At 66.5% G+C, this 24,663-nt stretch carries 19 protein-coding genes; 10 read left to right on the top strand and 9 right to left on the bottom strand.

What is annotated here, in order from left to right:
* Nucleotides 1-6: 6 nt before the first annotated feature.
* Nucleotides 7-438, top strand: a complete 432-nt coding sequence (locus INQ43_RS00740; protein WP_194036799.1) for a GNAT family N-acetyltransferase — start codon at nucleotides 7-9, stop codon at nucleotides 436-438.
* On the opposite strand, the gene alkB is transcribed toward INQ43_RS00740, so the two are convergent.
* The 8 genes from alkB to INQ43_RS00700 form a co-directional block, all read right to left on the bottom strand.
* On the bottom strand, nucleotides 435-1,100 hold the full coding sequence (gene alkB / locus INQ43_RS00735) for a DNA oxidative demethylase AlkB (protein ID WP_194036798.1): 666 nt from the start codon (nucleotides 1,098-1,100) through the stop codon (nucleotides 435-437). The two genes, INQ43_RS00740 and alkB, sit on opposite strands and share 4 nt — an antisense overlap.
* 16 nt (nucleotides 1,101-1,116) lie before the next feature.
* A complete protein-coding gene (locus tag INQ43_RS00730) occupies nucleotides 1,117-2,082 on the bottom strand; it encodes a diguanylate cyclase (protein ID WP_194036797.1) in 966 nt (321 codons plus the stop codon).
* Nucleotides 2,079-6,608: a PAS domain S-box protein gene (locus INQ43_RS00725; RefSeq protein WP_228062564.1), complete on the bottom strand. Its 4,530-nt coding sequence runs from the start codon at nucleotides 6,606-6,608 to the stop codon at nucleotides 2,079-2,081. Before INQ43_RS00725 ends, INQ43_RS00730 begins: the two co-directional genes overlap by 4 nt.
* A 68-nt stretch (nucleotides 6,609-6,676) precedes the next feature.
* Nucleotides 6,677-8,881, bottom strand: a complete 2,205-nt coding sequence (gene uvrD, locus INQ43_RS00720) for a DNA helicase II (protein WP_194036795.1) — start codon at nucleotides 8,879-8,881, stop codon at nucleotides 6,677-6,679.
* A gap of 9 nt (nucleotides 8,882-8,890) precedes the next feature.
* Nucleotides 8,891-10,654 (bottom strand): GAF domain-containing protein, encoded by a 1,764-nt coding sequence (locus INQ43_RS00715; protein WP_194036794.1) that lies wholly within the window; start codon nucleotides 10,652-10,654, stop codon nucleotides 8,891-8,893.
* A 73-nt stretch (nucleotides 10,655-10,727) separates the two neighbouring features.
* The gene (locus tag INQ43_RS00710; protein ID WP_194036793.1) at nucleotides 10,728-11,600 is read right to left on the bottom strand and encodes a universal stress protein; all 873 of its coding nucleotides are present in this window, start codon (nucleotides 11,598-11,600) and stop codon (nucleotides 10,728-10,730) included.
* Between the two features lie 27 nt (nucleotides 11,601-11,627).
* The gene (locus INQ43_RS00705) at nucleotides 11,628-13,097 is read right to left on the bottom strand and encodes a SulP family inorganic anion transporter (RefSeq protein ID WP_228062563.1); all 1,470 of its coding nucleotides are present in this window, start codon (nucleotides 13,095-13,097) and stop codon (nucleotides 11,628-11,630) included.
* Nucleotides 13,098-13,197: 100 nt separating this feature from the next.
* Nucleotides 13,198-15,561 (bottom strand): S9 family peptidase, encoded by a 2,364-nt coding sequence (locus INQ43_RS00700; protein ID WP_194036791.1) that lies wholly within the window; start codon nucleotides 15,559-15,561, stop codon nucleotides 13,198-13,200.
* Between the two features lie 385 nt (nucleotides 15,562-15,946).
* Here INQ43_RS00700 and INQ43_RS00695 point away from each other — a divergent pair, with 385 nt between their 5' ends.
* The 6 genes from INQ43_RS00695 (at nucleotide 15,947) to INQ43_RS00670 (ending at nucleotide 20,470) form a co-directional block, all read left to right on the top strand.
* Nucleotides 15,947-16,348, top strand: a complete 402-nt coding sequence (locus INQ43_RS00695; protein WP_255518504.1) for a DUF1579 family protein — start codon at nucleotides 15,947-15,949, stop codon at nucleotides 16,346-16,348.
* 133 nt (nucleotides 16,349-16,481) lie between these two features.
* Entirely contained in the window at nucleotides 16,482-16,988 is a 507-nt protein-coding gene (locus INQ43_RS00690) for a hypothetical protein (RefSeq protein WP_194036789.1), read from the top strand.
* A 140-nt stretch (nucleotides 16,989-17,128) separates the two neighbouring features.
* Nucleotides 17,129-18,565, top strand: coding sequence for a hypothetical protein (locus INQ43_RS00685; RefSeq protein ID WP_194036788.1), 1,437 nt, complete (start codon nucleotides 17,129-17,131; stop codon nucleotides 18,563-18,565).
* 11 nt (nucleotides 18,566-18,576) lie between these two features.
* Complete coding sequence (locus INQ43_RS00680) at nucleotides 18,577-19,617, top strand: ATP-binding protein (protein ID WP_194036787.1); 1,041 nt, start codon at nucleotides 18,577-18,579, stop codon at nucleotides 19,615-19,617.
* Between the two features lie 90 nt (nucleotides 19,618-19,707).
* On the top strand, nucleotides 19,708-19,944 hold the full coding sequence (locus INQ43_RS00675) for a hypothetical protein (RefSeq protein ID WP_194036786.1): 237 nt from the start codon (nucleotides 19,708-19,710) through the stop codon (nucleotides 19,942-19,944).
* Between the two features lie 79 nt (nucleotides 19,945-20,023).
* Entirely contained in the window at nucleotides 20,024-20,470 is a 447-nt protein-coding gene (locus INQ43_RS00670; protein WP_194036785.1) for a DUF1810 domain-containing protein, read from the top strand.
* A gap of 77 nt (nucleotides 20,471-20,547) precedes the next feature.
* On the opposite strand, the gene INQ43_RS00665 is transcribed toward INQ43_RS00670, so the two are convergent.
* Nucleotides 20,548-21,630, bottom strand: a complete 1,083-nt coding sequence (locus tag INQ43_RS00665; RefSeq protein WP_194036784.1) for a phospholipase D-like domain-containing protein — start codon at nucleotides 21,628-21,630, stop codon at nucleotides 20,548-20,550.
* A 167-nt stretch (nucleotides 21,631-21,797) separates the two neighbouring features.
* Between INQ43_RS00665 and INQ43_RS00660 the strand changes: the two genes are divergently transcribed.
* Genes INQ43_RS00660 through INQ43_RS00650 form a run of 3 tightly spaced genes read left to right on the top strand, consistent with a single transcriptional unit; the run spans nucleotide 21,798 to nucleotide 24,662 of the window.
* Nucleotides 21,798-23,009: a beta-ketoacyl-[acyl-carrier-protein] synthase family protein gene (locus INQ43_RS00660; RefSeq protein ID WP_194037497.1), complete on the top strand. Its 1,212-nt coding sequence runs from the start codon at nucleotides 21,798-21,800 to the stop codon at nucleotides 23,007-23,009.
* On the top strand, nucleotides 23,006-23,824 hold the full coding sequence (locus tag INQ43_RS00655) for a beta-ketoacyl synthase chain length factor (RefSeq protein ID WP_228062562.1): 819 nt from the start codon (nucleotides 23,006-23,008) through the stop codon (nucleotides 23,822-23,824). The genes INQ43_RS00660 and INQ43_RS00655 overlap by 4 nt, the downstream gene beginning before the upstream one ends.
* Complete coding sequence (locus INQ43_RS00650; RefSeq protein ID WP_228062561.1) at nucleotides 23,817-24,662, top strand: glycosyltransferase family 2 protein; 846 nt, start codon at nucleotides 23,817-23,819, stop codon at nucleotides 24,660-24,662. Before INQ43_RS00655 ends, INQ43_RS00650 begins: the two co-directional genes overlap by 8 nt.
* Nucleotide 24,663 lies beyond the last annotated feature (1 nt).

Below are 24,663 nucleotides of genomic sequence, written 5' to 3'. Positions count from 1 at the left end.
GGTCTGATGCCGGTCATCCGCACCGTCGTCACCAGCGACGAGCTGCGCGCGGCGTGGCCGGTGGTCGCCCAGTTGCGTCCGGAGCTGGACGAGCAGCGCTTCGTGACCCAGATGCAGCGCCAGATCGCCGACGACGGCTGCCGCGCCAGCGTCCTCTATGACGACCAGGGAGTGCCGCGCGCGTTCGCGGCGTGGCGGGTGATGGAGATGCTCGCGGTCGGAAAGCACGTGTACGTGGATGACCTGATCACCGATGCCGATTCGCGCAGCCGCGGCTACGGCAAGGCGATGCTGGACTGGCTGAAGGGGGAGGCGAAGCGGCTGGGCTGTGTGCGCCTGCAGCTGGATTCGGGCACCCAGCGCCAGGATGCGCATGCTTTCTACCTGCGCGAACGCCTGCGGATCGAGGCGCTGCATTTCGGCATCGAACTGACCTAGGCCGCTCCGCTACCGGGACCGGCCTTGCGAAACGTCAGGTTGATCCGCTGCGCGCCCAGTTGCGGGTGCACGCCCGGGGCGACCGGCAAAACGCCGTGGAAGCGCAGCCGGTCCACCCCGCCCCAGACCACCACGTCCCCATGGGCCAGCGGCACGCGCACCGGACGGTCGCTGCGCGCCAGTCCACCGAACAGGAAGGTGGCCGGCAGTCCCAGCGATACCGAAACGATCGGCTCGGCCATGTCGTGCTCGTCGCGGTCCTGATGCAGGCTGAGCCGGGTGCCGGGCCGGTAGCGGTTGATCAGGCAGGCATCCGGGTGGAAGTCGGGGAAGCCGGCGGCAGCGGCGGCCGCCATCGCCATGTGCAGCATCGGCGCCGGTAGCGCTGGCCATTCGCGACCGCTGGCGGGGTCGCTTGGGGCGTAGCGATATCCCCGACGATCACTGACCCAGCCCAGCGCACCGCAGCTGGTGGTCGCCACCGACATCGCCAAACCGCCCGGCGTGGTCATGTGGCGGAAGGGAGCCGCGTGGATGACGTCCTTCAATGCCGGCAGCAGATCGTCGATCGCGGCCAGGGCGAAACCGTGCAACAACCACGCCTGCCCGCCCATCCGCAGCCGGGTCCCGGCATCCAGCGCGGCGAAGAGGTCGGCGCCCATCCCGCCAGCCTTGCGGTCAGGGTGCCAGCGCGGGCTCGCCCGCGACCGGCTCGACCCGCACGCAGTTGCGGCCGGCTGCCTTGGCGGCGTACAGCGCCCGGTCCGCGGCCGCCAGCAAAACCTCCGGCTCGCCGCCGGGCACGGGAACGACGGTGGCCACGCCGACACTGACGCTGATCCTGCCAAGGTCACTGTCCGGATGCGCGATCGCCAGCTCGGCCACCGCCTGGCGGATGTGCTCGGCGACGATCGCCGCACCGGGCGCGTCGACATGCGAGAGCAGGGCTGCGAACTCCTCGCCGCCGGTGCGCGCCACCAGGTCGCCGGGTCGGGAGACGCAAGCTGCCGCCGCCGCCGCGACCGCGCGCAACGCATCGTCGCCGGCCAGGTGGCCCTTGCTGTCATTGAAGCGCTTGAAATGGTCGATATCGAAACTGACCAGCGACAGCGGCGAACCGAGGCGCGCGCAGCGGCTCCACTCGTCCTGCAGGCAGTCGTCGAAATGGCGGCGGTTGGCAATACCGGTCAGGCCGTCGACCCACGCCAGGCGTCGCAACAGGTCCGCCTGCTGTTTGAGCGTGAGGTGGGCGCGCACGCGGTGACTCACGGTGCGCGCGTTGAACGGCTTGGTGATGAAGTCCACCCCGCCGGCATCCCAGCACGCGGCCTCGCCGTCCGGGTCGTCCACGCCGGTGACGAAGATCACCGGGATGTCGCGGGTGGCCGGATCGGCCGCCAGGGCACGACAGACCGCCAGGCCGCCCGGCTCCGGCATCACCACGTCCAGCAGCACCAGGTCCGGCGGCGTGCGCCGGCAGAACGCCAGCGCCTGTTCGCCACCCGTCGCCATGAACATGTCGTGCTCGTCCTCGAACAGGCGGTGCAGGGTGAGGATGTTCGTGGGCTGGTCATCCACCACCAGGATCCGGGCACGCCGGCCGGTGACCAGCGGCGTCGATGGAATTCGCTCGGCTGAGCTCATGGGCGGTCCTTCTGCAGCAATGTGTCGACCCGCTCCAGCGCCGATGCGAACGCCAGGTTGGCGAGCGCGTCATCGATCTCGGCGGCGGCGGGCGGGTCATGATGCGCAAGCGCCTGGCGAAGCCCGGTGAAGGTGTCCAATGCCGTCAGGCTGGAGGCCGCCAGCAGCTTGCGCAACTCGCTCAGGCCGGCTGTCAGTTCTGCCGGCAGCGGACCGTCCCGCGCAGGCGCCTGCGGATCGGCCTGCGTTGGCGTGGGGTTCCCGGCGCCGGGACGGATGCGAGTGATCTCGGCGATGACCGCGTCGATGGCGCTGCCGATCGCGGCCAGGCTCGCCTCGTCTGGCAGTTCGCCCGCCGTAGCTTGTGCGGCGACCGCGCGGTTGGACACGTCGCGCGCCAGCAAGGCCAGTTGCTCGGCGCCGGCAATGCCGGCCAACCCATAAAGTGTGTGCAGGTGGCGCAACACGGCTTCGCGATCACCCGCGGCGTGAGCCGAGAGCAGCGACAGGTGCACGTTTCGGGCGGCACTGGCGAAGCGGTCCAGATTGCCGTCCAGCGCGGTCTGGTTTCCGGCAAAGCGCTGCAGCGTCGCCGCCACGTTGAGGACTGCAGCGACCTGTTGGCGGGAATCCGCGCGATGGCTGGCGGAGGTGCCCGGCGCGGAAGGCGCGGTCGGGAGCCCCGGTTTGTAGCCGCCCGCGGACTCATCGTGCGCGACGCTGTGTGTCCAGTGGCGCAGGCGTGCGATCAGGTCATCCAGATCGAAGGGCTTGCCGATGTGATCGTTCATCCCGGCGGCGAAACTCGCTTCACGGTCACTGGCCTGGACGTTGGCGGTCATCGCCACGATCGGAAGCGCGTCAAAGCCCGGCATCGCCCGGATCCGCCGGGTGACGGTGTAACCGTCCATGTCCGGCATCTGGATGTCCATCAGGACGACGTCGTAGCGGGTCGGCTCACCCGCCAGCAACTGCAGCGCGATCGCACCGGCACTGGCGATGGAAACGTCCGCGCCCTCCGCCGAGAGCAGCTCATCGACCACCTGCTGGTTGGCCGGGTTGTCCTCGACCACGAGGATCCGCATTCCTTGCAGGCGGTGCACCTCAGGCAGCGCGGCTTCGCCACCCGTTGCCCCGTCGTGCGCATTCACTCCGGCCACCGCATCCAGCAGCATCGATACCGTCACCGGTTTCATCAGGAAGCCGTCAAGCGCTGAGGTCTCCGCCGCGCTGCGCTCGCTGAGCAACTCGCGGCCGTGCGCGGTGACCATCACGATCAGCGGCTCGGCGCCATTGCTGCGCCCGGCGCGGATGCGCTGGCTGGTCTCCCAGCCATCCATGCCGGGCATCCGCCAGTCGATGAACACCACGCCATATGGCTGGCCGGCGGCGCGCGCGGTCTCGATATTGTCCAGACCTTCCTGGCCGCCGGCGGCGACGTCCACCTGCCAGCCCAGCGACAGCAGCATCTCGCGGATCGACTCGCGCGCACTGTCGTTGTCGTCCACCACGAGCGCCTTCATGGGTTCCCGCACGCCTGCCCGGACGGCGGCCGCGGCCCCGTCTGCGTGCGTCGACGCGCCTTCGGGGACCTGGAAGCCGAGGGTGAAATGAAAACGGCTGCCCATGCCGCGCTCGCTGTCCACGCCCAGCTCGCCGCCCATCAGGCGAACCAGCTTGCGACTGATCGCCAGGCCCAGCCCGGTGCCACCGAAGCGTCGGGTCGTGGAAGCCTCGGCCTGGGTGAAGCCCTCGAAGATGCTCTCCAGCTTGTCGCTGGCGATGCCGATGCCGGTGTCGCGCACCTCGAACCGGATGCTGACCTGCTGCCCGTCCCACGAGGCCACCCTGGCGCTCACCACCACCTCGCCATAGTGGGTGAACTTGACCGCGTTGCCGGCCAGGTTGATCAGCACCTGCTGCAGGCGCAGCGAGTCGCCCATCAGCTGGGACGGAATCGCCGGGTCGAGGTCGTAGACGATCTCCATGTCCTTGTCGCCGACATTGCTGCCCAGGATGGTGGCGAGGTTGCGCAGCAGCGGGTCGAGCGAGAATTCCTGCGATTCCAGCAACTGGTGGCCGGCCTCGATCTTGGAGAAGTCGAGGATGTCGTTGAGGATCGCCAGCAGGGTGCTTGCGGCCTGCTCGGTATTGGCGGCGTAATCGCGCTGGCGTGCATTGAGCGGCGTGCGTTGCAACAGCTTCAGCATGCCAAGAATGGCGTGCATGGGAGTGCGGATCTCGTGGCTCATGTTGGCCAGGAAGTCGCTCTTGGCGCGGCTGGCGGCTTCGGCGTCGGCCACGGCGCTCACCATCGCCGTCTCCGCCGTGCGCTGCACGGTGATGTCCTCCACGATCGACCACACGTAGCGCTCGTCCTCGATGTCCAGCGTCATGCCATTCAGGCGCACCGGCACGTGGGTGCCGTCCTTGCGCAGGAAATGCTTCTCGTAGGGACCGTAACTGCCAGTGCGATCCAGCGTTGCCTGGACGCGACGTTCCTGGGCCGCGTATTCCTTCGGTGTAATGGCGCTGTGGTGGAGGTTGCGAAGCTCGGCGGGCGGATAGCCGAGCAGTTCCTGGAAGGCCGGGTTGAATTCCACGAACGCGCCGCTGCTGTCGGTCAGCACGATGCCCAGCGGGGACAGTTCGAACAGGCCACGCAATTTGGCTTCGCTGAACTTCAGCGCGGCCTCGCGTGCCTTGCGCGCGGTGAGGTCGACCGCGATGCCGAGATAGCCGAGCAGGCCGCCGTCGTCGCGGCGCAGTGCGCTGATGGTGACCAGGGCCGGGATGCGGCGACCGCTGGCGGCCACGTACGTCCATTCGCCGGCTTCGGGCGCCTCATGCGCACGTGCAATCAGTGCATCGAAACCTGCTTTGACCGGCCGGCCGAGTTCGGCCTCGCAATGCATCGCGCGGATCGCCATCTCGTGCGGGTCGTGGAAGCGCTCGACGCTGCTGCCCAGTGCGGCATCCGACGCCACGCCCAGCATCTGCTCGGCGGCGGGGTTGAACAGGGTGATCGCACCGTCGGGGTCGGTGGCAATGATCCCGTAGCCGGCGTTGTCCAGCACCGCGCGGCGCAGGGCCGAGGACGCTTCCAGCTGCGCGGTACGGACCTGGACCTGCCGCTCCAGGTTGGCATTGAGTTCCTGCACTTCACGGGCGCTGCGATTGCGTTCGCGGATATCGCGGATGGTCATCGCCACCCCGGCCACGCCGCGCCTTGCGCTGCGTATGGGCGCCGTCGTCAGCTCCACCTCGATCAGGTGGCCGTCCTGGTGGCGGCGAACCGTCTCCAGCGCCACCACCGGCTCGCCTGCCAGTGCCGAGTCCATGATCCGGGCGTCCTCGCGGATCTGCTCGAACGGCACGATCAGTTCGACCAGGGCAACGCTCAGTGCCTGCTCGGACTCGTAGCCGAACAACTGGGTCGCCGCTGCATTCCACTCGGTCACGCGGCCGTCGGCATCGGTGGCGATGATGGCGTCATGCGAGCTCTCGGCGATCGCCGCCATGCGCGCGCGGCGGTTGAAGACCCGCAGGCGACGCTCGCGCGCAGACAAGCCCAGCAGCAGGATCAGTGCCAGCAGCGATGCCGCGCCCAGTGTGGTGGAAGCAACGGTCAACGGCGAGGTGATGTTCTGGCGGGCGAGCAATTCCCGGCTGGGGTGGATCACCAGTTCCCAGCGACGGCCGTACATCGGCAACTGGCGGTGTCGGTCGAAGGCGACCGCGGCCGTTGCGCCTTGCGCCGGCAGCGCATTGAGCACAACCGGAGCTTCGGGATCGGTGACATCGCGCAACTCCACCGAATAACTGCGATCGGTGCTCCCGCCAAGGAACTCACCGGTAACCAGCGGCGCAAACACCCAGCCGGTGGCCAGCGCAGCGCGTTGCTCCGGCGGCGGTGTCACCCCGCCGCGGTACACGGGCAACAGCAGCAACATGCTGTAGCCGGCCTCCCCGCGCGACTGGACCAGGGTGATCGGCCCGGTCAGCGTGGGCTGGCCGCTGGCCAACGCGGCCAGCGCGGCCTCGCGTCGCGTCGGCTCGGACGCGATGTCCAGCCCCAATGCGGGATGGTTACGCTCCAGGGGCTCGATATAGGTGACGACGAAGCGGTCACCGTCGTTGGGACTCAGCGATTGGATGGCGAAATCCCGGGTGCCCCCTTCGCGCTGCCCGGCAAGAAACGCCGCTTCCCGGGCGGGCGTAACGCGTTGCACATAGGCAAAGCCACGGGCACCGGGGAACTCGGCGTCGATATCGCGCGACATCACATAGTTGCGATAACGCTGGCGCGCTTCCGGGGTCGCCCGGCCGTCATCTGGGACGGCGCCCCGCGTTCCGCGCAAGCCGTACTCGTAGAGCTTCATCCGTCGCTGCAGTTCACTGCTGGCACTGTCGGCAACGGCGTCGACCGCCGCCCCCATTGCCTCGATCTTCGCGTCGTGCTGGCGGATGCCCAGCGCGCCCGCGGCGACCAGTCCGACCAGAAACACCGCGCTTGGCAGGATCATCGACAGCCGCACCGGCTTGCGGCCCTTTCCGGGCGTGGGTGGGTGCCGCGCCGGTGTGGCAGCCATGTCTAGGCGGGACTCAGGTTGGCGTAGGACAGCACCAGCCATTTGCTGCCGGCATCAGCGAAGTTCACCTGTACCCGCGCGTGCGCGCCGGCGCCTTCGAAGTCGGTCACCACGCCGGTGCCGAACTTGGGATGGCTGACGTTGGCGCCCAGCGGCAGCGGCGGAGCTTCGATAGCGGCGTGGCCAAGGTCTCGCCGCGGGGCGCTGTTGTACATCGGGCGCGAGACCTGCAGCTTGGGCCGCACCTCATGCAGCAGCGCCGGCGGGATCTCGCGCAGGAAGCGCGACGGGATGCCGTACATCTCCTGGCCGTGGATGCGCCGCGCCTCGGCGTGGCTGAGCACGAGCTTCTCGCGCGCGCGGGTGATGCCGACATAGGCCAGCCGGCGCTCCTCCTCCAGCCGCCCGGCCTCCTCGATGGAGCGGTGGTTGGGGAACAGGCCCTCCTCCAGCCCGGCCAGGAACACCAGCGGGAATTCCAGCCCCTTGGCGCTGTGCAGGGTCATCAGCTGCACGCCGTCCTCGCCCGCCTGGGCCTGGCCCTCGCCCGATTCCAGCGACGCGTAGGCGAGGAAGGCAACCAGCTCGGGCATCGCCTGCGCGTCCTCCTCGTCGGCGTGCACGAAGCGCGAGGCGACCGATACGAGTTCGTCCAGGTTGTCGGTGCGCGAGTCCAGCGTGCCCCTGGATTCGCGCGCGTAATGCTCGCGCAGTCCGGAGCGCAGCAGGACGTGGTCGATCTTCTCCTGCAGCGGCATCTCCGCGATGTCGGCCTCGGTCGCCCCGATCAGGGTGATGAAGCCGGCCAGCGCATTGCGCGCACGCGCGGCCAGCACCGTGTCGCCGGTCAGCGTGCGCGCCGCGTCCCACAGCGGGGTGGCGTCCTGGCGTGCGCGCCGGCGGACCTCGTCCAGGGTGCGCTCGCCGATGCCGCGGGTGGGCGTATTGACCGCACGCTCGAAGGCGGCGTCGTCATTGCGGTTGGCGACCAGGCGCAGGTAGGCCAGGGTGTCCTTGATCTCGGCGCGTTCGAAGAAGCGCTGGCCGCCGTAGACGCGGTAGGGCACCTTTTCCGCCAGCAGCTGCTCTTCAAACGCGCGCGACTGGGCGTTGCTGCGGTACAGGATCGCCACGTCGCCGTGGCTGCCGCCGTCGCGCACCCACTGGGCGAGCCGCTCGACCACGAAGCGCGCCTCGTCGGTCTCGTTGTAGGCCTGGTAGACGTCGATCGGATCGCCGCCGCCGCTGTCGGTCCACAGCTTCTTCCCCAGCCGGTCGGGGTTGTGCGCGATCACCGCGTTCGCCGCATCAAGGATGTTAGCGCTGGAGCGGTAGTTCTGTTCCAGCCGGATGGTCTGCGCGCCCGCGCTCCCGGTCTTGCCATCGACGCCGAAGTCGTTGAGGAACTTCTGCATGTTCTCCACCTTGGCGCCGCGCCAGCCGTAGATCGACTGGTCATCGTCACCGACGGCGAAGACCTTGCCGGTGTCACCGGCGAGCAGGCGGATGAAGCCGTACTGGATGGCGTTGGTGTCCTGGAACTCGTCGACCAGGATCTCGCCGAAGCGGTGCCGGTAATGCGCCAGCAAAGCCGGGTTGTCGCGCAGCAGCTCGTGGGCGCGCAGCAGCAGCTCGGCGAAATCCACCAGTCCGGCGCGGTCGCAGCGTTCCTGGTAGGCCTCGTAGCAGCGCCGCATCACGTCGGTCCACTGATCGCCAGGGTCTGGTTGCAGATGCTGTGGCCGCCGGCCCTCGTCCTTTTGCGCGTTGATCCACCAGACGATCTGGCGCGGCGGGAAGCGGGTGTCGTCCAGCTCCAGCGCCTGCACCACGCGCTTGACCAGCCGCAGCTGGTCGTCCGAATCGATGACCTGGAAGGCCTCGGGCAACCTGGCTTCCTGCCAGTGCAGGCGCAGCAGGCGGTGGGCGATGCCGTGGAAGGTGCCGATCCACATCCCGCGCACGCCGCTGGGCAGCTGCGCATCGACGCGGTGGCGCATCTCGGCGGCGGCCTTGTTGGTAAAGGTGACCGCGAGGATGCCGTGGGTCGGCACGCCGAAGACTTCATTGAGCCAGGCGATGCGGTGGGTCAACACCCGGGTCTTGCCGGAACCGGCGCCGGCAAGGATCAGGTAGTGGCCGGGCGGCGCGCTGACCGCGTCGCGCTGGGCGGTGTTGAGCGCGTCAAGCAGGTGGGAGACATCCATGCGCCCATTCTACCGGTGGTCTCCGCCCTCGCCCGTGGACACTTCCGTCGTAGCGGCTTCTCCCTGCGGGTCCAGCATCAGCCGGCGCAACTCCGCTTCCAACTCTTCGATGCGCAGGCCGATGCCGGCGGTGGCGGTGGTGTCCAGGTATCCCAGGCCGTCCAGCAACTGCGCCAATCCGTCCAGGCGAAGCTTCTGGTCGCGCAGGTACTGGGTGCGGAACGGGCTTTCCGCGGGATCGGCGTTGTGGGCGGCCCTGGAACGACGACGCTGCTCGCGCAACATCCGTTGCAGGCGTTCGGCACCACTGCGGTCGGCGGCGGTCCATTCGCGGCTGCGCCCCTTCACCAGTTCACGCCAGGTGGCAAAGCTGCGTCGCGGCGCCAGGCGCACGCCGTCGTCGGTGGCGACCCGGCCGGAGTGCGGGTCGCCGGCCCAGTGCACGTCCTCGACCTGCTCGGCGCGGAACAGGAACACCCAGTCCTGCGGCGAGCCCAGGTTGATCGCCAGCACGCCCGCCAGCCCGGGCGCCTGCAATGGGGGCGCATTCCACTCGCTGGCGACGTCGCTCATGGCGATCCCGCCGCGCTCCTGGGCGTTGGCCCAGTCGACCAGCGCGCCGGGGTCGTCGCCGGCCGGCGCACGGCCCATCACGTTCCAGCGTCCGTTGATCGCCAGACCGGCACCGTCGCCGTCCAGGACCTCGCGCACACCGTCCAGCTCGGCCAGCAGCGCGGCGTCGAAATCGCCGGCGGCCGCCAGCCGCATCACCACGGCATCGCGCAGGTGCTGGGTGGCCTCGAAGCGCTGCATGGCCTGTTCTTGCTCGAGCGCGGCGATGCGTACCGAGACGAACATGCCAAACAGGTCGGCCGCCGAGCGGGCGCTCGCACTCAAGCGCCTCGCCTCGCGGTGGTGGCAGGCGATCAGCCCCCACAGGCGGCCTTCGCTGATGAGGGAGATCGACATCGACGCGGCGACGCCCATGTTGCGCAGGTACTCCAGGTGCACCGGGGAGACGCTGCGCAGGACGTGCTGGCTCAGGTCCACCGGTTCCCCGGCCGGACCGGTGGGCGGCACGATGCTGATCGGCTCATACCGCGCGTCGGGGATGACCCGGACCCGGTTGCGCAGGTACAGCTGCCGCGCCGGCGGCGGGATGTCGCTGGCCGGATAGCGCAGACCCAGGTAGGGCTGCATGCCCTCGGCGGCCACCTCGGCCACCACCTCGCCGGTATCGTCGGCGCGGAATCGGTACACCATGACCCGGTCGTAGCCGGTCAGCCCGTGGATCTCCGCCGCCACGTGCTGGAAGAACGCCGCACCCACCGCATCGCTGCCCAGGCGGCTGACCATGCGCTGCGCGACCCGGGTCGGCGCGCGGGTCTCCTGCCGCGAGGATTGCGGTTCAAACTCGATGTGCAGGAGGCCACGGGACGCATGCGCGCTGATGTCGCACGGCATCATCAAGGCACCGACGTTGCCCACGCCCACACGCTGCGCGGTGCCGTCGTCGGGGACTGCCGCGGCCACCGCATCGCGGACCTGCAGCAGCATGTCCTCCTCGAGGAAGTGGGTCATCTCCAGGCCCAGCACCTCGGCCGGCTCCAGGCCGAGCAGCTCGGCGATGTTGGCCGACACGTGACGGATCCGCTCATCGACCAGGCCGCAGCTGACCAGGTAGCCGTGCGGCTGGATCGCCCCGGTGGTGTGGATCGGCGCGGTCAGGCAGTCCTGCGCGGGATCGGTCACGGGCGGGAGGGTTTCACTCATCGCGGGGTCGTCTCACTGGCCGATGGGGTTTGCGTTGATGGGGTCACCATACGACACGGGTTCCGCAGGCCGCTCAGCGCAGCAGCAGCACGGCGATCGGGCAGGTGCGCACGATATGGCTGGTGGTGCTGCCGACCACCAGGTTGCGGATGCGGGAATGGCCGTAGGCACCCATCACCAGCAGGTCGATGGACCGGTCGGCAACCTGCGCGGCGATGACGTCCTCCGCGGCGCCGGGCACGGCACGCATGACCGGCGCGAAACCCGCCGATTGCAGTTGCGCCTGCGCCCACTGCATCGGTTCGGCGTCCACCCTGTCTGCGTCGGCCACCATCAGCACCTCGCAGTGCAGCCCCTTCAGCAGCGGGCTGGCGGCGACCAGTTCGATGCAGCGGCGGGTGGTGGCGCTGCCGTCGAAGGCGATCATGAAACGCTGCACCGGCCGCCAGGCGCGCGGTGCAACGAGCACCGGTCGCTCGACGGCGCGGATCACCCGTTCCAGATTGCTGCCCAGATGGCCGCGGGCGAAGTCCGCGTGCTCGCCGCGTTTGCCGAGCACGAACAGGCGCACGTCGTCCTGCAGGTCCAGCAGGGTTTCCACCAGACGGCCCTGGCGCTGGCGGATGCTCGCCTTGGCGCCATGGGCGGCGGCCACGTTTCCGGCTTCTTCGAGCAAGGCGCGCCCGCGCTCCTGGGCCAGCTTGCCGCGCTGCTCGTCGAGCAGGGCCATCTGCTGCAGAAGACCTTCCTGGGCGCCCAGGTTGAGGTTGCCGGTCAGGTCGATGGGCACTGGCGCGGCGTCCCGGTCGATCGCGTGCATCAGCTCCAGCGGCGCGGACAGGCGCGCCGCCGCCCAGCCCGCATGCGCGGCGACACTGGCCGCATAACCGGACACGTCGATCGCGCCCAGCACGCAGCGTTCGGGAAAAGTGGCCTCAGCGCTCATCACGACGTTCTCCTCAATGGCCATCGATCAGCCGGCGGCGCCGGGCTTGTCGTACACGCCCAACTGCGCGACCAGCGCGGTGCTCGCCTCGTCCAGGCCGACCACCTCCACTGTGGCGCCTTCGCGGCGGAAGCGCATCACCGCCTTGTCCAACGCGCCGACCGCGCTGAGGTCCCAGAAGCGCGCCCCCGAGACATCGATGGTGACGTGCTGCAGGACCTCGCGGAAATCAAAGCCGGCGGCGAACGCGCTGCTGGAGGCAAAGAATACCTGCCCGGTCACCGTGTACCGGCGCGCGTTGCCATCGGCGTCCAGCTGCGAGTCGATCCGCAACACCTGGCCGACCTTGCGGGCGAAGAACAGCGCCGACAGCAGCACGCCGGTGAGCACGCCGCGGGCCAGGTCGCTGGTCAGCACGGTCACGATCACGGTGCCCAGCATCACGATGCTGGAGGTGGCCGGGTAGTGGCGCAGGTTTTTGATCGAGGACCAGTTGAAGGTGCCGATGGAGACCATGATCATCACCGCCACCAGCACCGCCATCGGGATCTGCTTCACCCACGGGCCGGCGAACACGACCATCACCAGCAGCACCGCGCCGGCGACAAAGGTCGACAGCCGACCGCGCCCGCCGGAGTTCACGTTGATCACCGACTGGCCGATCATCGCGCAGCCGGCCATGCCGCCGATGAAGCCGGTGGCGACGTTGGCCACGCCCTGGCCGACGCATTCGCGGTTCTTGTTGCTGGGCGTGTCGGTCAGCTCATCGACGATCTGCGCGGTCAGCAGCGACTCCAGCAGGCCGACCACGGCCAGGGTCAGCGAAACCGGCAGGATGATCCGCAGCGTCCCCAGGTTCAGCGGCACGTCGGGCAGCAGGAACACCGGCAGGCTGTCGGGCAACTCGCCCATGTCGCCAACGCTGCGGATATCGAGCTTGAGCACCACCGCGACGATGGTCAGCACCACGATTGCCACCAGCGGCGAGGGCACCGCGCGGGTCAGGTACGGGAACAGATAGATGATGCCCAGACCGGCCGCGGTCATCACGTACACCGTCGAGGGCACGTTGGTCAGCTCGGGCAGCTGGGCCATGAAAATCAGGATCGCCAGCGCGTTGACGAAGCCGGTGATCACCGAGCGTGAGACGAACCGCATCAGGCCGCCGAGCTTGAACACCCCGGCCAGCATCTGCAGCACGCCGGTCAGCACCGTCGCGGCGAGCAGGTACTGCAGGCCGTGGTCCTTGACCAGGGTGACCATCACCAGCGCCATCGCCCCGGTGGCCGCGGAAATCATCCCCGGCCGGCCGCCGGTGAAGGCGATTACAACGGCGATGGAAAACGACGCGTACAGGCCGACCTTGGGATCGACCCCGGCGATGATCGAGAACGCGATGGCCTCCGGAATCAGCGCGAGCGCGACGACCAGGCCGGCCAGCACATCGCCGCGGATATTGCCGAACCATTCGCGGCGGAAAGGGGAGACAGCGCTCAAGGACATTCAACTCTGGCGTCGGGGCCGGCGGCTGGGCCAGCCGGCGGGCGACGCAGTGTAGCGGCCGGCTGCACCCGCACCTAACGCGGGTCGGGCCGGGTCAGGGCTTGTCGGCCTGCATCTTGTATTCCACCGGCGGCTGCGCGCCCATCAGGTGGCGGACGAAGTAGTCCCAGCGCCGCCGGGTCATGTAGCCGGTGTCCTTGCCGAACGCGTGCCGCGCGTTGGGAAACAGCAGCAGGTCGAAATCCTTGTTGGCCTTGATCAGCGCGTCCACCACCAGCAGCGTGTTGGATGGATGCACGTTGTTGTCCATCATCCCGTGCGCCAGCAGCAGCTTGCCGCGCAGGTTGGCGGCGCGGTTCTGGTTGGCCTGGGCGTCGTAGTTGCTGCTGCCGTCCTTGGTGACCTCCAGCCCCATCCACTTCTCCGCCCAGTCGTCCTCGTAGTTGCGGTTGTCGTGGTTGCCGGCCTGGGCGACGCCGACCTTGTAGAACTCCGGGTAGGTGAACATCGCATCCACCGTCGCGTAGCCACCGCCGGAATGGCCCCACACGCCGACCCGCTCCAGGTCCATCCACGGGAAGCGCTTGCCCAGTTCGCGCAGGCCGGCGACCTGGTCGGGCAGCGTGTTATCGCCGATGTCGCCATCGAAGGCGTCGTGGAACGACTTGGAGCGCCACGGCGTGCCCATGCCGTCGATGGCGACCACGATGAAACCCAGCTCGGCCAGCGCCTGGTGGTCGGCGCGGGCGACGTTGAAGCTGCGACCGCGCACCGAGCCGGTCTGCGGGCCGGGGTAGATGTAGTTCACCACCGGGTATTTGCGCGACTCGTCCAGGCCGGTGGGGGTGAACAGCATTCCATACAGGGTGGTCTTGCCGTCGCGGGCCTTGACGGTGATGGCCGTGGGCGGCACCCAACCGGTGGCACGCAGGCGGCTGTCGTCTGCGCGGGCGATCACCGTGATGTCGCTGCCATCCTCGCTGCGGCGCAGGCGGGTGACCGGCGGCGTCTGTGGGGTGGAATACGCATCGACGAAGTAAGTGCCGTCTGGCGACAGGGTGATCGTGTGGTCCGCGTCCTCCGGGGTCAGCAACTGCGGCTGGCCGCCATCGAAACCGACCTTGTAGAAGTGCTGGTAGTACGGATCGCGCCCGGGCTCCATGCCGACGCCGCGGAACCAGATCGTGCGGCTGCCCGGATCCACCCGCAGCACCTGGGTGACGTTGCCCTCGCCGCCGGTGATCGCGCGCTTTAGCTTGCCGGTCGCCAGGTCGTGCAGGTACAGGTGGCCCCAGTCGCTCTTCTCGCTGAACCAGATGAACTCGCCGCTCTCGGGCAGGTACTGCCAGTTGACCTTGCCGTTGCCGCTCTCGAAGTAGGTCGGGGCGTGCTCGTGGTACACCTCGCGCACCTTGCCGGTGGCGGCGTCGGCGACCCGCAGCCAGGTGTCCTTGTGGTCGCGCGAGGTGGAGGCGAACGCCAGTGTCGCGCCATCGGGCGACCAACGCACGTCCTCCCAGCCGCCATCGCAACTGACGTCGTCGCACAGGGTGGACCGGTGGTGGTCGGGCGGCATGTCCAGCCGCACGACCTTGCGCGTCGGCACGTCGATGATGACGCGCTCGATCATGGTCACCTTGTCGGCCCCGGCCAGCGGGTACTTCCAGCGCTCGACCTTGGGCAGGCCGACGTTGGTCCCGACCAGGACCATCTCGCCGACCTCGCGCTGGTCCTGCTGGAAGGTGGCGATTTTGCTGGAGTCGGGCGACCAGACCAGGATCGCGCGGTCGCTGTGGGTCCAGCCGGCGTTGTCGGTGGCGTAGCCGTAGTCGGTGCGGCCGTCCGTGGTCAGCCGGGTCTCCGCGCCCGTGTCGATATCGCGCACCCACAGGTTCCAGTCGCGGATGAAGGCGCCGAGCTTCTCATCGGGCGACAGCACCATTGGCGCCTTGGCATCGGCATCCGCGTCCTGCGCGGACGGCTTGCGGGCGTCGGCATCGACGGCGACGCAGACGCTCTTGTCCTGCAGGTCGCACAGGTAGCGCTGCTTGGCGACAGTGAGATCGAAGCGCCCGTCCTCGGCGACCTTGAACGCGGTGACGGCCAGCTTGGTCGCGTTCGCCGGCTTGCCGGTCGCGTCGGCCAGCGCCTTGGCCAGCAACTCGCGGTCGAAGGCATCGCTGATGGTCCCCGTGGCCGCATCGACGCGGCGGAAGTGGTCACCGTCGGCGTCGTGGTCCCGGAACCAGAAGTGGCCGTCGTCCTGCCAGATCACCGTGTTGACCGCGTGGTCAAGCAGCGGCGTGGTGTTGTAGCCCATGAAAGCCTCCGCCCGGGCGTAGTCCGCCGCCGTGACGGACGGCATCGCGTCCTGCGCCCCCGCCGTCGGAGCCGTCGCTGCCAATACCCCGCCCATCACGGCGCCCAGAACCCGCGAACTGCCTTTGCCCACACCCATCGACCTGACTCCTGCCAGTGATCCCAAACGCAGTGATTGGAACACGGATGCATTGGTGGGTCATGCAGCAACGGGGGGAAGGGGGTGGAGTTCAATATCACTGCGATGGGAAACGCGAGTTGCGCCCATTGGTGCGGAGTGGGACGATCCGGGACTTGGGGAGCGCCGCCGGACCACATTCCAGATTAGACACAAGGATTAGGCACCTTCGCTCAGCGGGGGTCGTTGATTTCTGCAGGACTTACGCTGAAAGCTCGGACCGGACTATCCGGATTACACACAGGGAATAGGCACCACTTTGGTGCCGAATAGGCGTTAGGCCGCACAAGTAACCCTCTGCTACTTGGAGATCTGTATGCCCGTAAATCGAATGTCCCGCTTGGAAGTGTTCATTGGCACTTGGAACACGACCGGTGAGGTCTTGGAAACGGAAGCTGGACCGGCTACGACTCTGTCGGCGACGGATATCTATCGTTGGCTTCCTGGCAGACACTTCATCGCGCATGACGTCGACGCCCGCTTTGGTGAAATACCGACTCGGTCCATGGAGGTCATTGGCTACGACCGTACAAGCAAGAAGTACTTGGCGCGGTCATATGATGATCAGGGATCATCTGAGCAATTTGAGGTGGCGCTGAAGGGGAAGAAATGGAGCATCACCGGAGAAGCCGTACGCTTCAGCGGTAGATTCAACCCAGATAACAATCAGTTGACCGGCCTGTGGGAACTTAAGGGCAAGAAGGCCGGCTGGCAGCCATGGATACAACTCAAGTTAGTTCGTGCTTAGCTATCGGCGGTGCGGCCTAACAAGTCATTCAAGCCGAACCCGCTTCATCGCCTCGTTCAAGTGTGTCGTTGGCGGTGTTGCATCTGCTCCCGGTCTGCACGGTGCGGGTCGGCTTAATTCCAGCGTTAGCGCTATGAGCATCCCGCTGAAAGCCAAACTGTTCGCTGCTCTTTTTGGCTTGGGCTTCGCAGGCTTTGGGTGGGCAATTCTGTTCTACAGCGATTGGTTTATTCCAAGTAGGTTCGTTTCGTGGTTCGCCGTCGGGGTTTCAGTGGCACTCGCCTATTGGGTCATGCGTGCATCACCTATGGCTGCATTAGAGAAGCGCCGCTTGGTCAAGCTCGGCGTTGTCGCGATGCTCTCTCTTTGGTCGTGGCTTTTCTTCGCTCAAACGGTTCCAGCCCTCTTCACTCGGTTCGCTGGCTCAACTCACCAAGCAACAGTCCATGCCTCTGAGCACTACCGGAGCACTCGTACGTGCCGCTACCGGTTGGTGCTCCGCGAGTTCAATCCGCCATTTGGTGGCTTCTGTCGAGCGGGCCTCGACGGGCATCGGCTCAAACCGGGGGAGCCGGTCTTGGTCACGTACGAGCAATCATTGCTTGGTCGGTTTATCCTGCGCTTTGACAGGGCGCGCTAACAATTCATTCAAGCCGAACCCGCTTCGTTGCTTGGCTCAAATGTGTCGCTGTTCCATTGCACCAACTCACCGACTCGCAGGTTGCGCGTCGGCTTAATTCAGGCGTTATACCTCTTTGAAACATACGGAAACTCCCTTGCATGCAAATTCTTTCCTCTTACCTTCTTGAAGCCGCTCCCCTTTCAAAGGAGGAAGTAGTTTCGTCGTCCGCGCAAATTGAGGCAGCTCTGAAAGAGTGGTTAGTTGAAAAAGGGGCATTGAATCCGACAGCCACCGCAGGCACTTTCACGTCAAAGACAAAGGGATCGCCTGTTGGAACGTTCCAACGAAGAAGCGCCAGATCCGTGATCGGGACTTTTGATGAAATCGCGCTTCATGAGCCGACTTCATCCGGGCAGAGATTCATTACCACAATCGCCCTGCTTGCACTCGCTGACCGAGTGGTCGTTTACACAACCTTGACTGTACAAAACGTCACCGTTGTCGTTGCCCCCGTGTTCACAGATCCGCGGTGCCCGGCCATTGTCAAAAGGTTGCTCGATCTTCGCCAAGACTGGCAGCTAGGAGGCGTTACCTTGCCGCGCCCAATTGCAGAGCAGATCTCGGGCTTTGAAGGGGGCGACACTCTTGCGTCTGCAATCCAAGATCCAGGTAGGACATTACCCATTGTGGTCGTTTCGGAGGTCGAGAACGAACCTATCTGGGACGATCTGGAGCAGTTCGTAGCAGCGGACCTGGCGGGCTTGGCGCATGTAGTCCGTATTGACGAAGACGCCTCATGGGCGCTATCCGATGAGCTTGGAAAACTCAACTCCTGTTATCTCGGAGCCGTACGGCTCTACTGGCCACGTGGAAAGGAATTGGATGGCCCCCAAGCTCCAAGGAGCTCGGTTTGGACAGCGAGCTATATGCTTTCTCAAGACAGTGACGGTAAGGGGATGCAGCGAATCCGATCCCTCTTGAGGCGCAGCGTCATGGGCGTTGCGTCACTTACAATCGAACCTCCTGCTGCCATTCGTGAGATTCAAAACCAGGCCGCAAGAGCGAAGCTTTCCGAGTTAGAGCAACGCGCCAACTCCAATTCAGAAGAGATTGAGCTTGCGCGCTTGTTCATTCAAGAGAACGAAGAGCTCAAAGAGTCGCTGGATGAGGCGAATCGAGAGGCTGCTAGGCAGGCTAGCAAGGCCGAGGCCGCCGAGTACGCGTTGAGCCGCATCAAAGAGAGTGGCGAAATAGACGAGTCGCAAGGCGAGGATCTTTCCGACAGCAGCAATCCCGAAAGCGGCCAGATCCGTTACTACAAGAAGACTCGAAACACCCCAACTCATGACGTACTTGTGAGAGTTAAGGACTGCGGACATAACAAGTGGCAAGGCGCGAGTAGCGCGGACAAGGCAAAGAAAGGGGTTGAGAAACTGGAGGGAACCTCGGCGTGGGATAACTTCTATCATTGCGCAAAATGCACAGGCGGCGGACTCTGGAAAGTCGTTTGGCAGCAGGTCGCGAGAGGTATAACAATTCATTCAAGCCGAAGCCGCTTCGCGGCTCGGCTTAATTTCAGCGTTAGGCTCCACTAGGAAGGTTTACTGTGCTGCAAGAAGATCGTGTTCTGGCTTACTTGAGAGTCAATGATGACGGCCGACTACACCACCGCGAAGGGCAAGAGCTAGAGTTCAAGGAGCAATTCAACCTTGCGGCATTGGCAGACTACTTCAAGGACTTCGCGGCTTTCGCCAATAACCGGGGCGGCTTTCTAATATTTGGCGTAAAGGACAAGCCGCGGATTCTCACTGGCATGTCAGAGAAATCGATAGATCAATTCGATAAGATTGATCCGCAAATAATTTCTGGCCACTTGCTCCAGTTGTACTCCTGCAGCATCTGTTGGCACCAAGCATGCTTCGAGGTAGACGGCAAAAATTTTGGCGTGTTCTACATTGAGCCAGCCGCCGAGAAGCCGGTTATCGCAACCAAGGATGAGGGAAAGGACAATCTGATCAAGAGCGGTGAAATCTACTATCGCTATGGCGGGCGGACTCAGAAGATTCAGGGTGCCGAGCTGCAGGCGATTATCAATCATCGCCTTGAGCGGAACAACGAGCAATGGTTGGATCTACTCGGCAAGATCGGTCGTGCTGGCCCCCAGAACGCAGCGATATTGGACACCGAAAGCGGCGTGATTTCTAAGGACAAGGCTCAGATTCTAGTCCTTGATCAGTCGCTTGCGTCAAAGCTCAAGTTCGTAAAGGAAGGCCAGTTTGTTGAAAAGGACGGGGCGCCTGCGCTGAAGCTGATCGGTGACGTGAGTCCCGTGGATCAGGTGGAAGTGATACAGCACATCAAGGAGAACCTGACAAAGACATACCCGCTCTCCGCCACGCAGCTAGCAGACTTGGTCAAGGCAAAGGTCCCTGGCATCGGGCGCAACGAAGTCTGGAAGTGCCTGACGGAAAACGGCGTTAAGAGTAATCTTGATTACGCTGCATACAACTTCCGCAACAAGCAGCAAGAAGACCATTACAGAGACTCAGGAAAGGTTCCCGTAGCTACGCCGATTATCTACAAGCGGTCTACCGTGGACTATCTGGCTAACATCCTCAAGAATAAACGGAAGAAGGGCGAAGCCTAACAATTCGTTCAAGCCGAGCCCGCTTCTCGGTCTCGGCGCCACTCGGTTCGCCTCGGGCTGGCCGGCTTAACTCAGGCGTTGGTCAACGCCATGACGGATGAGCAAAACATCAATCGTTACTTCAGCGGCATCATCTACCGGATTCTATCTGGCCTGTTCGGGGTGTTCCTGACGGCGGTAGGTATCTACGTTGTCTTCTTCGGTGTGGCGGAGCCGCTGATTCGGGTTGGGCTGGGGCTACTCATTACGGCTCTGGGTGCCGAGACGATCTGGTCAGCCATTCGATCCAGGCAGTCGTGGCTGGCCAGACTTGGTCCGTTTATCTAGGCAGTTGTCATGTCTGACCTGCCTTAATTTGGGTGTGTGCAGAAGGTCGCCGCGAAACCACTGGTGATACCGTCCACCCATGCCCACGCAACCCGATCCATTCGAGTTATCGCGCTTCATCGAGGCCCAACGCGACACCTACGATGCCGCGATCGCAGAGCTGCGCGTGGGACGGAAGCGGTCGCACTGGATCTGGTACGTGTTTCCGCAGCTGGCGGGACTTGGGCACAGCGCTACGTCGCGGCGGTTCGGGCTTTCAGGCGTTGCGGAAGCGTCGGCCTACGTCAAGCACCCTGTCCTGGGCCGACGCCTGGTTGACGCGCTGCGCGCCATGCTCGCCAACGGTCCCCTCCCGGCGGCCGAGATCCTTGGCGAGCTGGACGCGATGAAGTTCCGGTCGTGCCTTACGCTGTTCAGTGCGGCCGTTCCATCGGAGCCGCTGTTCGACGTGGCATTGGCGCACTACTTTGGAGGCCAGCCGGATTCGGTGACGCGACAGATGCTTGAGGGGAGGACGGATGACTGATGCATGCGTGGAGCGATTTCGTCACTGGGGCGCTCGACGCTCCGTCCGCCAGCTGACCCCTGCGCTGCATCAGCGCGCTACAGCAGCGGCCCGATCGTGGCGACCACGTTGTTCCAGATCCGCCGGTGCCACGGCCAGATCAGCACGTCGGGCAGGCGCACGGGTACGGAACGGTCGATGTAGTCCTGCTGCCGTTCGATGACGGCGCGCGTCACGGTCTCGTCCTGGAGCAGGAGGTTGTTCTCGTAGTTGAGGTCGAAGCTGCGCAGGTCCAGGTTGGAGGACCCGACCACGGTGATCCTGCCGTCGATGGTCAGGGTCTTGGCGTGCAGCAGGCCGTCCTTGAATTCGTGGATCCTGCAGCCGGCATCCAGCAGGCGGTGGTAGTAGCTGTGGCTGACGGCCGCGACGATCCAGCTGTCGTTCTTCTCCGGAAAGATCAGCGTGACGGCCACACCGCGGTAGGCGGCGCCGCACAGGGCGTCCATGAGCGTAGCGTCGGGGACGAAGTACGGGGTGGAAATGGTCAGGCTGCGGTCGGCGCAGGCAATCAGGTTGGAGAACAGTTGCGGCGTGGCGCCCCGGCGCTCGGTCGGGCCGACCCCCATCACCTGGGCCGGGAATCCACCCGCGACCGGCTCGGCGAGCAGCATGATCCCGTCGAGCGATTCGCCGGTGGCCTGCATCCAGTCACTGGCGAACAGCAGCTGGTTCTGCGCCACCACCGGCCCGGTGAACCGCAACATGATGTCCACCCACGGGGCGTACCTGGCCTTGACGAGGAACTCCGGATCGGCCGAGTTGCGGCTGCCGCAGTAGGTGATGCGGCCGTCGATGACGGTGATCTTGCGGTGGTTGCGCAGGTCGATGCGGCTGGTCAGGAACACGCGCAGCACGTTGCGGAACGAGAGTGCGACAGCGAGCTGGACGCCGGCCTCGCCCATTCGCTTCCACAGCGCGGACCTGATCATCGCGCGTGAGCCCAGCCCGTCGGCCATGGCCCGGCAGGTAACGCCGCGGCGGGCGGCGCGGATCAGCGCCTCGGCAATGTCGGTGCCGGTGTGGTCGCCCAGCCAGATGTAATACAGCACGTGGACCTGCTCGGTCGCGGCATCGATGTCGGCCACCAGCCGCGCGCGCGTCTCGCCGCCGTCGGCCATCAGCTTCGGGCTGCACAGCGGGAGGACGGCCAGTCTAGTCCCGTCGCAGCGCGACCGCCGTTGGCTGCACACCGCGCTGGCTATACTCCGCGTCAACACGCGTTTCCTTCCTACCCGCACAGGACAGCCGCTTGCCAGACGCGCGCCCCATTCCCAAGCCCTCGCCCATGCCGCCGCTTGCCGTGCGCGCGTGGAGCGCGACCACGGCGCTCGGTCGCGGCGTGCAGGCCCAGCATGCGGCGTTGCTGGAGCGCCGCAGCGGCCTGCGACCCAACGATTTCGGCCCCGACAACGCCGATGGCGTGCCGCTGCCGTGCTGGATCGGCCGCGTCGACGAGCTCGAGGGCGCCCCGCTGCCGGAGGAATTCGCGCGCTGGGAGTGCCGCAACAACCGCTTGGCCTGGCTGGCGCTGCAGCAGGACGGCCTGCTGGAGGCGGTTCGTGACGCGGTCGATCGGCTCGGCGCGGATCGCGTCGCGCTGGTGATCGGCACCTCGACCTCCAGCATCGGTGCCAGCGAGGAAGCCTATCGCGGCCTGCAGCCCGACGCCGACGGCACCCCCGCGTTTCCGCCCGAACTGGCGCGTCCGATCGTGCACACCGTGCATTCGCTGGGCGACTTCGTGCAGCAGGTCAGCGGTGCGCGCGGCCCGTGCATCACCGTGGCCACGGCCTGCTCTTCCAGCGCCAAGGTCTTCGCCCAGGCGGCGCGGCTGATCGAGGCCGGCGTGGTCGATGCCGCGCTGGTCGGCGGCGTGGATACCCTGTGCGGCAGCGTCCTGTACGGCTTCAACTCGCTGCAACTGGTCTCGGCGCAGCCGTGTCGACCCTTCGATGCCGACCGCGACGGCCTGTCGCTGGGCGAGGCCGGCGGATTCGCCCTGCTGGAGCGTGTGCCGGCGGATACCCGGTCGCTGCGCCTGCTCGGCTACGGCGAGTCCAGCGACGCCCACCACATGTCCTCGCCGCATCCACAGGGCCTGGGCGCGTTGCAGGCGATGAACGAGGCACTGGCACGTGCAGGGATCGCACCGGAAGACGTCGATTACCTCAACCTGCACGGCACCTCCACCCCCGCCAACGACCGCATCGAGGCGGCCGCGGTGGCCAGCCTGTTCCCGGCCGGGCTGCACGCCAGTTCGACCAAGGGGTGGACCGGGCACACCCTGGGCGCGGCCGGGATCGTGGAGGCGGTGTTCTGCCTGATCGCGCTCCAGCACGGCACGCTTCCGGGCATCCTCAACAGCGCCACGCCGGATCCCGCCTGCGGGCCGCAGATCCGTTTCGATAACGCGCAGGCGGCGATCCAGGTCGCGATGACCAACTCCTTCGGCTTCGGTGGCAACAACGCCTCGCTGGTGTTCGGGGTGTCTGCGTGAGCGCGCTGGTCGCCACCATTGAGGGCGTGGGTTTCTGGACCACGGGCCTGCCGGGCTGGGACAGCGCGCGCAACTTTGTCCGCGATGGCCGCTTGCCGGAAGCGCCGCCAGCGCGTCCCTCGCCGCAGTTGCTGGCGCCCAACGAGCGCCGCCGTGCGCCAGGCACCGTCGCCGTCGCGCTGGAAGTCGCGCTGGCCGCGTGCGACGCCGCCGGTCGCGACCCGGCCTCGCTGCCGTCGGTGTTCGCCTCCACCCACGGCGAGCTGGCGATCACCGACTACATGTGCGCGACCCTGGCCGACCAGCCGGAGACAATCTCGCCGACCCGCTTCCACAACTCGGTCCACAACGCCGCCGCCGGCTACTGGAGCATCGGCACGGGCGCGACCGCGGCCACCACCGCGATCAGCGCCTACCAGGCGACGTTTGCGCAAGGCCTGCTGGAGGCGCTGGTGCAGCTGGCAACCGGCGTGCCGGCGGTATTGCTGGTCGCCTACGACGGATCGTCGGTCGGCCCGCTGGCGAAAATCTCCCCCAGCGCGGGCCTGCTCGGCGGCGCGCTGGTGCTGTCACGCAGCGAGCGTGCCGGCGCGACGCTACTTTCGGCGGCGCTGGCCGATGGCGATGCGCCGGCCGCCGCCGGTCCGCTCGCGGCGCGCGATCCGGGCAACGCGATGGGACCTATGCTGGGGCTGTTCGACGCGCTCGCGTCGGGCGGCCGGAACGCCACCCTTTCCGCCGGCGCCGGGCGGATACTCCAGCTGTCGCTGCATGAGCCGTCGCTGCAGGAAACCGGAGCGCAACGCCGTGGCTGATCGCCTCCATCGGGACAACATCGTGGTCGTGATTCCGGCGCTCAACGAAGCGCTGCGTATCCGCGACGTCGTGGCGGGCGCGCTGCGCCAATGCAGCAACGTGATCGTGGTGGACGATGGCTCCGACGACGACACGGTGGCGCGGATCGCCGCGCTGCCGGTGACCGTGCTGCGCAACCGGCAGCGGCTGGGCAAGGGCGCCAGCCTGCGCCGCGGGTTCCAGGCCGCGCTTGCCGCCGGTGCCAGCGCAGTGCTGACCATGGACGGCGACGGCCAGCACCTGGCCGACGACATCCCGCGCCTGCTCGAGGCCGGCAATCTCTACCCCGGCCACATCGTCATCGGTGCGCGCCTGCGCCGGCGCTCGCAACAGCCCCGCTACCGGCGCGCAGCCAACGCCTTTGCCGACTGGGGCATCGCCTGGGGCACCGGCTACCAGATCGCCGATACCCAGAGCGGCCAGCGCCTGTATCCGGCCGAGGTCGCCGCGCTGGACGACGTGCCCGGCGAGGACTTTGTGTTCGAGGCGCAGATCCTGATCTCGGCGGCGCGCATGCTGGGCACCCGCTGCGTGTCGGTGCCGATCGAGTCGCGCTACGCGGCCGCTGCATCCGCGTCGGGCGCGGCAGATGACACCGCTTTGCAGTTCCGGCGCAGCCACTTCCGTCCGCTGCGCGATTTCACCCGCATCACCAGCCATGTCGTCGGCCAGTGCTGGGACACCCGCCGCATGCCGGCGATCCTCCGCCAGATCCGCGCCAACCCGGCGCTGATCCACGATCCGAGCGGCGACTTCGACTCCCTGCGCGTCGCCCGACCCCACGTCTCCAAGAGCTGAG

The sequence above is a fragment of the Lysobacter sp. H23M47 genome (assembly GCF_015209765.1).
In the GTDB taxonomy this organism is placed as follows: domain Bacteria; phylum Pseudomonadota; class Gammaproteobacteria; order Xanthomonadales; family Xanthomonadaceae; genus Novilysobacter; species Novilysobacter avium.
This window is presented reverse-complemented; position numbering and strand designations above follow the sequence as displayed.

What these genes read in the sequence shown, in the direction of transcription:
- INQ43_RS00715 (WP_194036794.1), bottom strand. Translation starts at nt 10,654, where the DNA reads ATGAGTGAAACCCTCCCGCCCGTGACCGATCCCGCGCAGGACTGCCTG.
- INQ43_RS00675 (WP_194036786.1), top strand. Translation starts at nt 19,708, where the DNA reads ATGACGGATGAGCAAAACATCAATCGTTACTTCAGCGGCATCATCTAC.
- INQ43_RS00710 (WP_194036793.1), bottom strand. Translation starts at nt 11,600, where the DNA reads ATGAGCGCTGAGGCCACTTTTCCCGAACGCTGCGTGCTGGGCGCGATC.
- INQ43_RS00670 (WP_194036785.1), top strand. Translation starts at nt 20,024, where the DNA reads ATGCCCACGCAACCCGATCCATTCGAGTTATCGCGCTTCATCGAGGCC.
- INQ43_RS00730 (WP_194036797.1), bottom strand. Translation starts at nt 2,082, where the DNA reads ATGAGCTCAGCCGAGCGAATTCCATCGACGCCGCTGGTCACCGGCCGG.
- INQ43_RS00660 (WP_194037497.1), top strand. Translation starts at nt 21,798, where the DNA reads ATGCCGCCGCTTGCCGTGCGCGCGTGGAGCGCGACCACGGCGCTCGGT.
- INQ43_RS00665 (WP_194036784.1), bottom strand. Translation starts at nt 21,630, where the DNA reads ATGGCCGACGGCGGCGAGACGCGCGCGCGGCTGGTGGCCGACATCGAT.
- INQ43_RS00725 (WP_228062564.1), bottom strand. Translation starts at nt 6,608, where the DNA reads ATGATCCTGCCAAGCGCGGTGTTTCTGGTCGGACTGGTCGCCGCGGGC.
- alkB (WP_194036798.1), bottom strand. Translation starts at nt 1,100, where the DNA reads ATGGGCGCCGACCTCTTCGCCGCGCTGGATGCCGGGACCCGGCTGCGG.
- INQ43_RS00685 (WP_194036788.1), top strand. Translation starts at nt 17,129, where the DNA reads ATGCAAATTCTTTCCTCTTACCTTCTTGAAGCCGCTCCCCTTTCAAAG.
- INQ43_RS00690 (WP_194036789.1), top strand. Translation starts at nt 16,482, where the DNA reads ATGAGCATCCCGCTGAAAGCCAAACTGTTCGCTGCTCTTTTTGGCTTG.
- INQ43_RS00700 (WP_194036791.1), bottom strand. Translation starts at nt 15,561, where the DNA reads ATGGGTGTGGGCAAAGGCAGTTCGCGGGTTCTGGGCGCCGTGATGGGC.
- uvrD (WP_194036795.1), bottom strand. Translation starts at nt 8,881, where the DNA reads ATGGATGTCTCCCACCTGCTTGACGCGCTCAACACCGCCCAGCGCGAC.
- INQ43_RS00740 (WP_194036799.1), top strand. Translation starts at nt 7, where the DNA reads ATGCCGGTCATCCGCACCGTCGTCACCAGCGACGAGCTGCGCGCGGCG.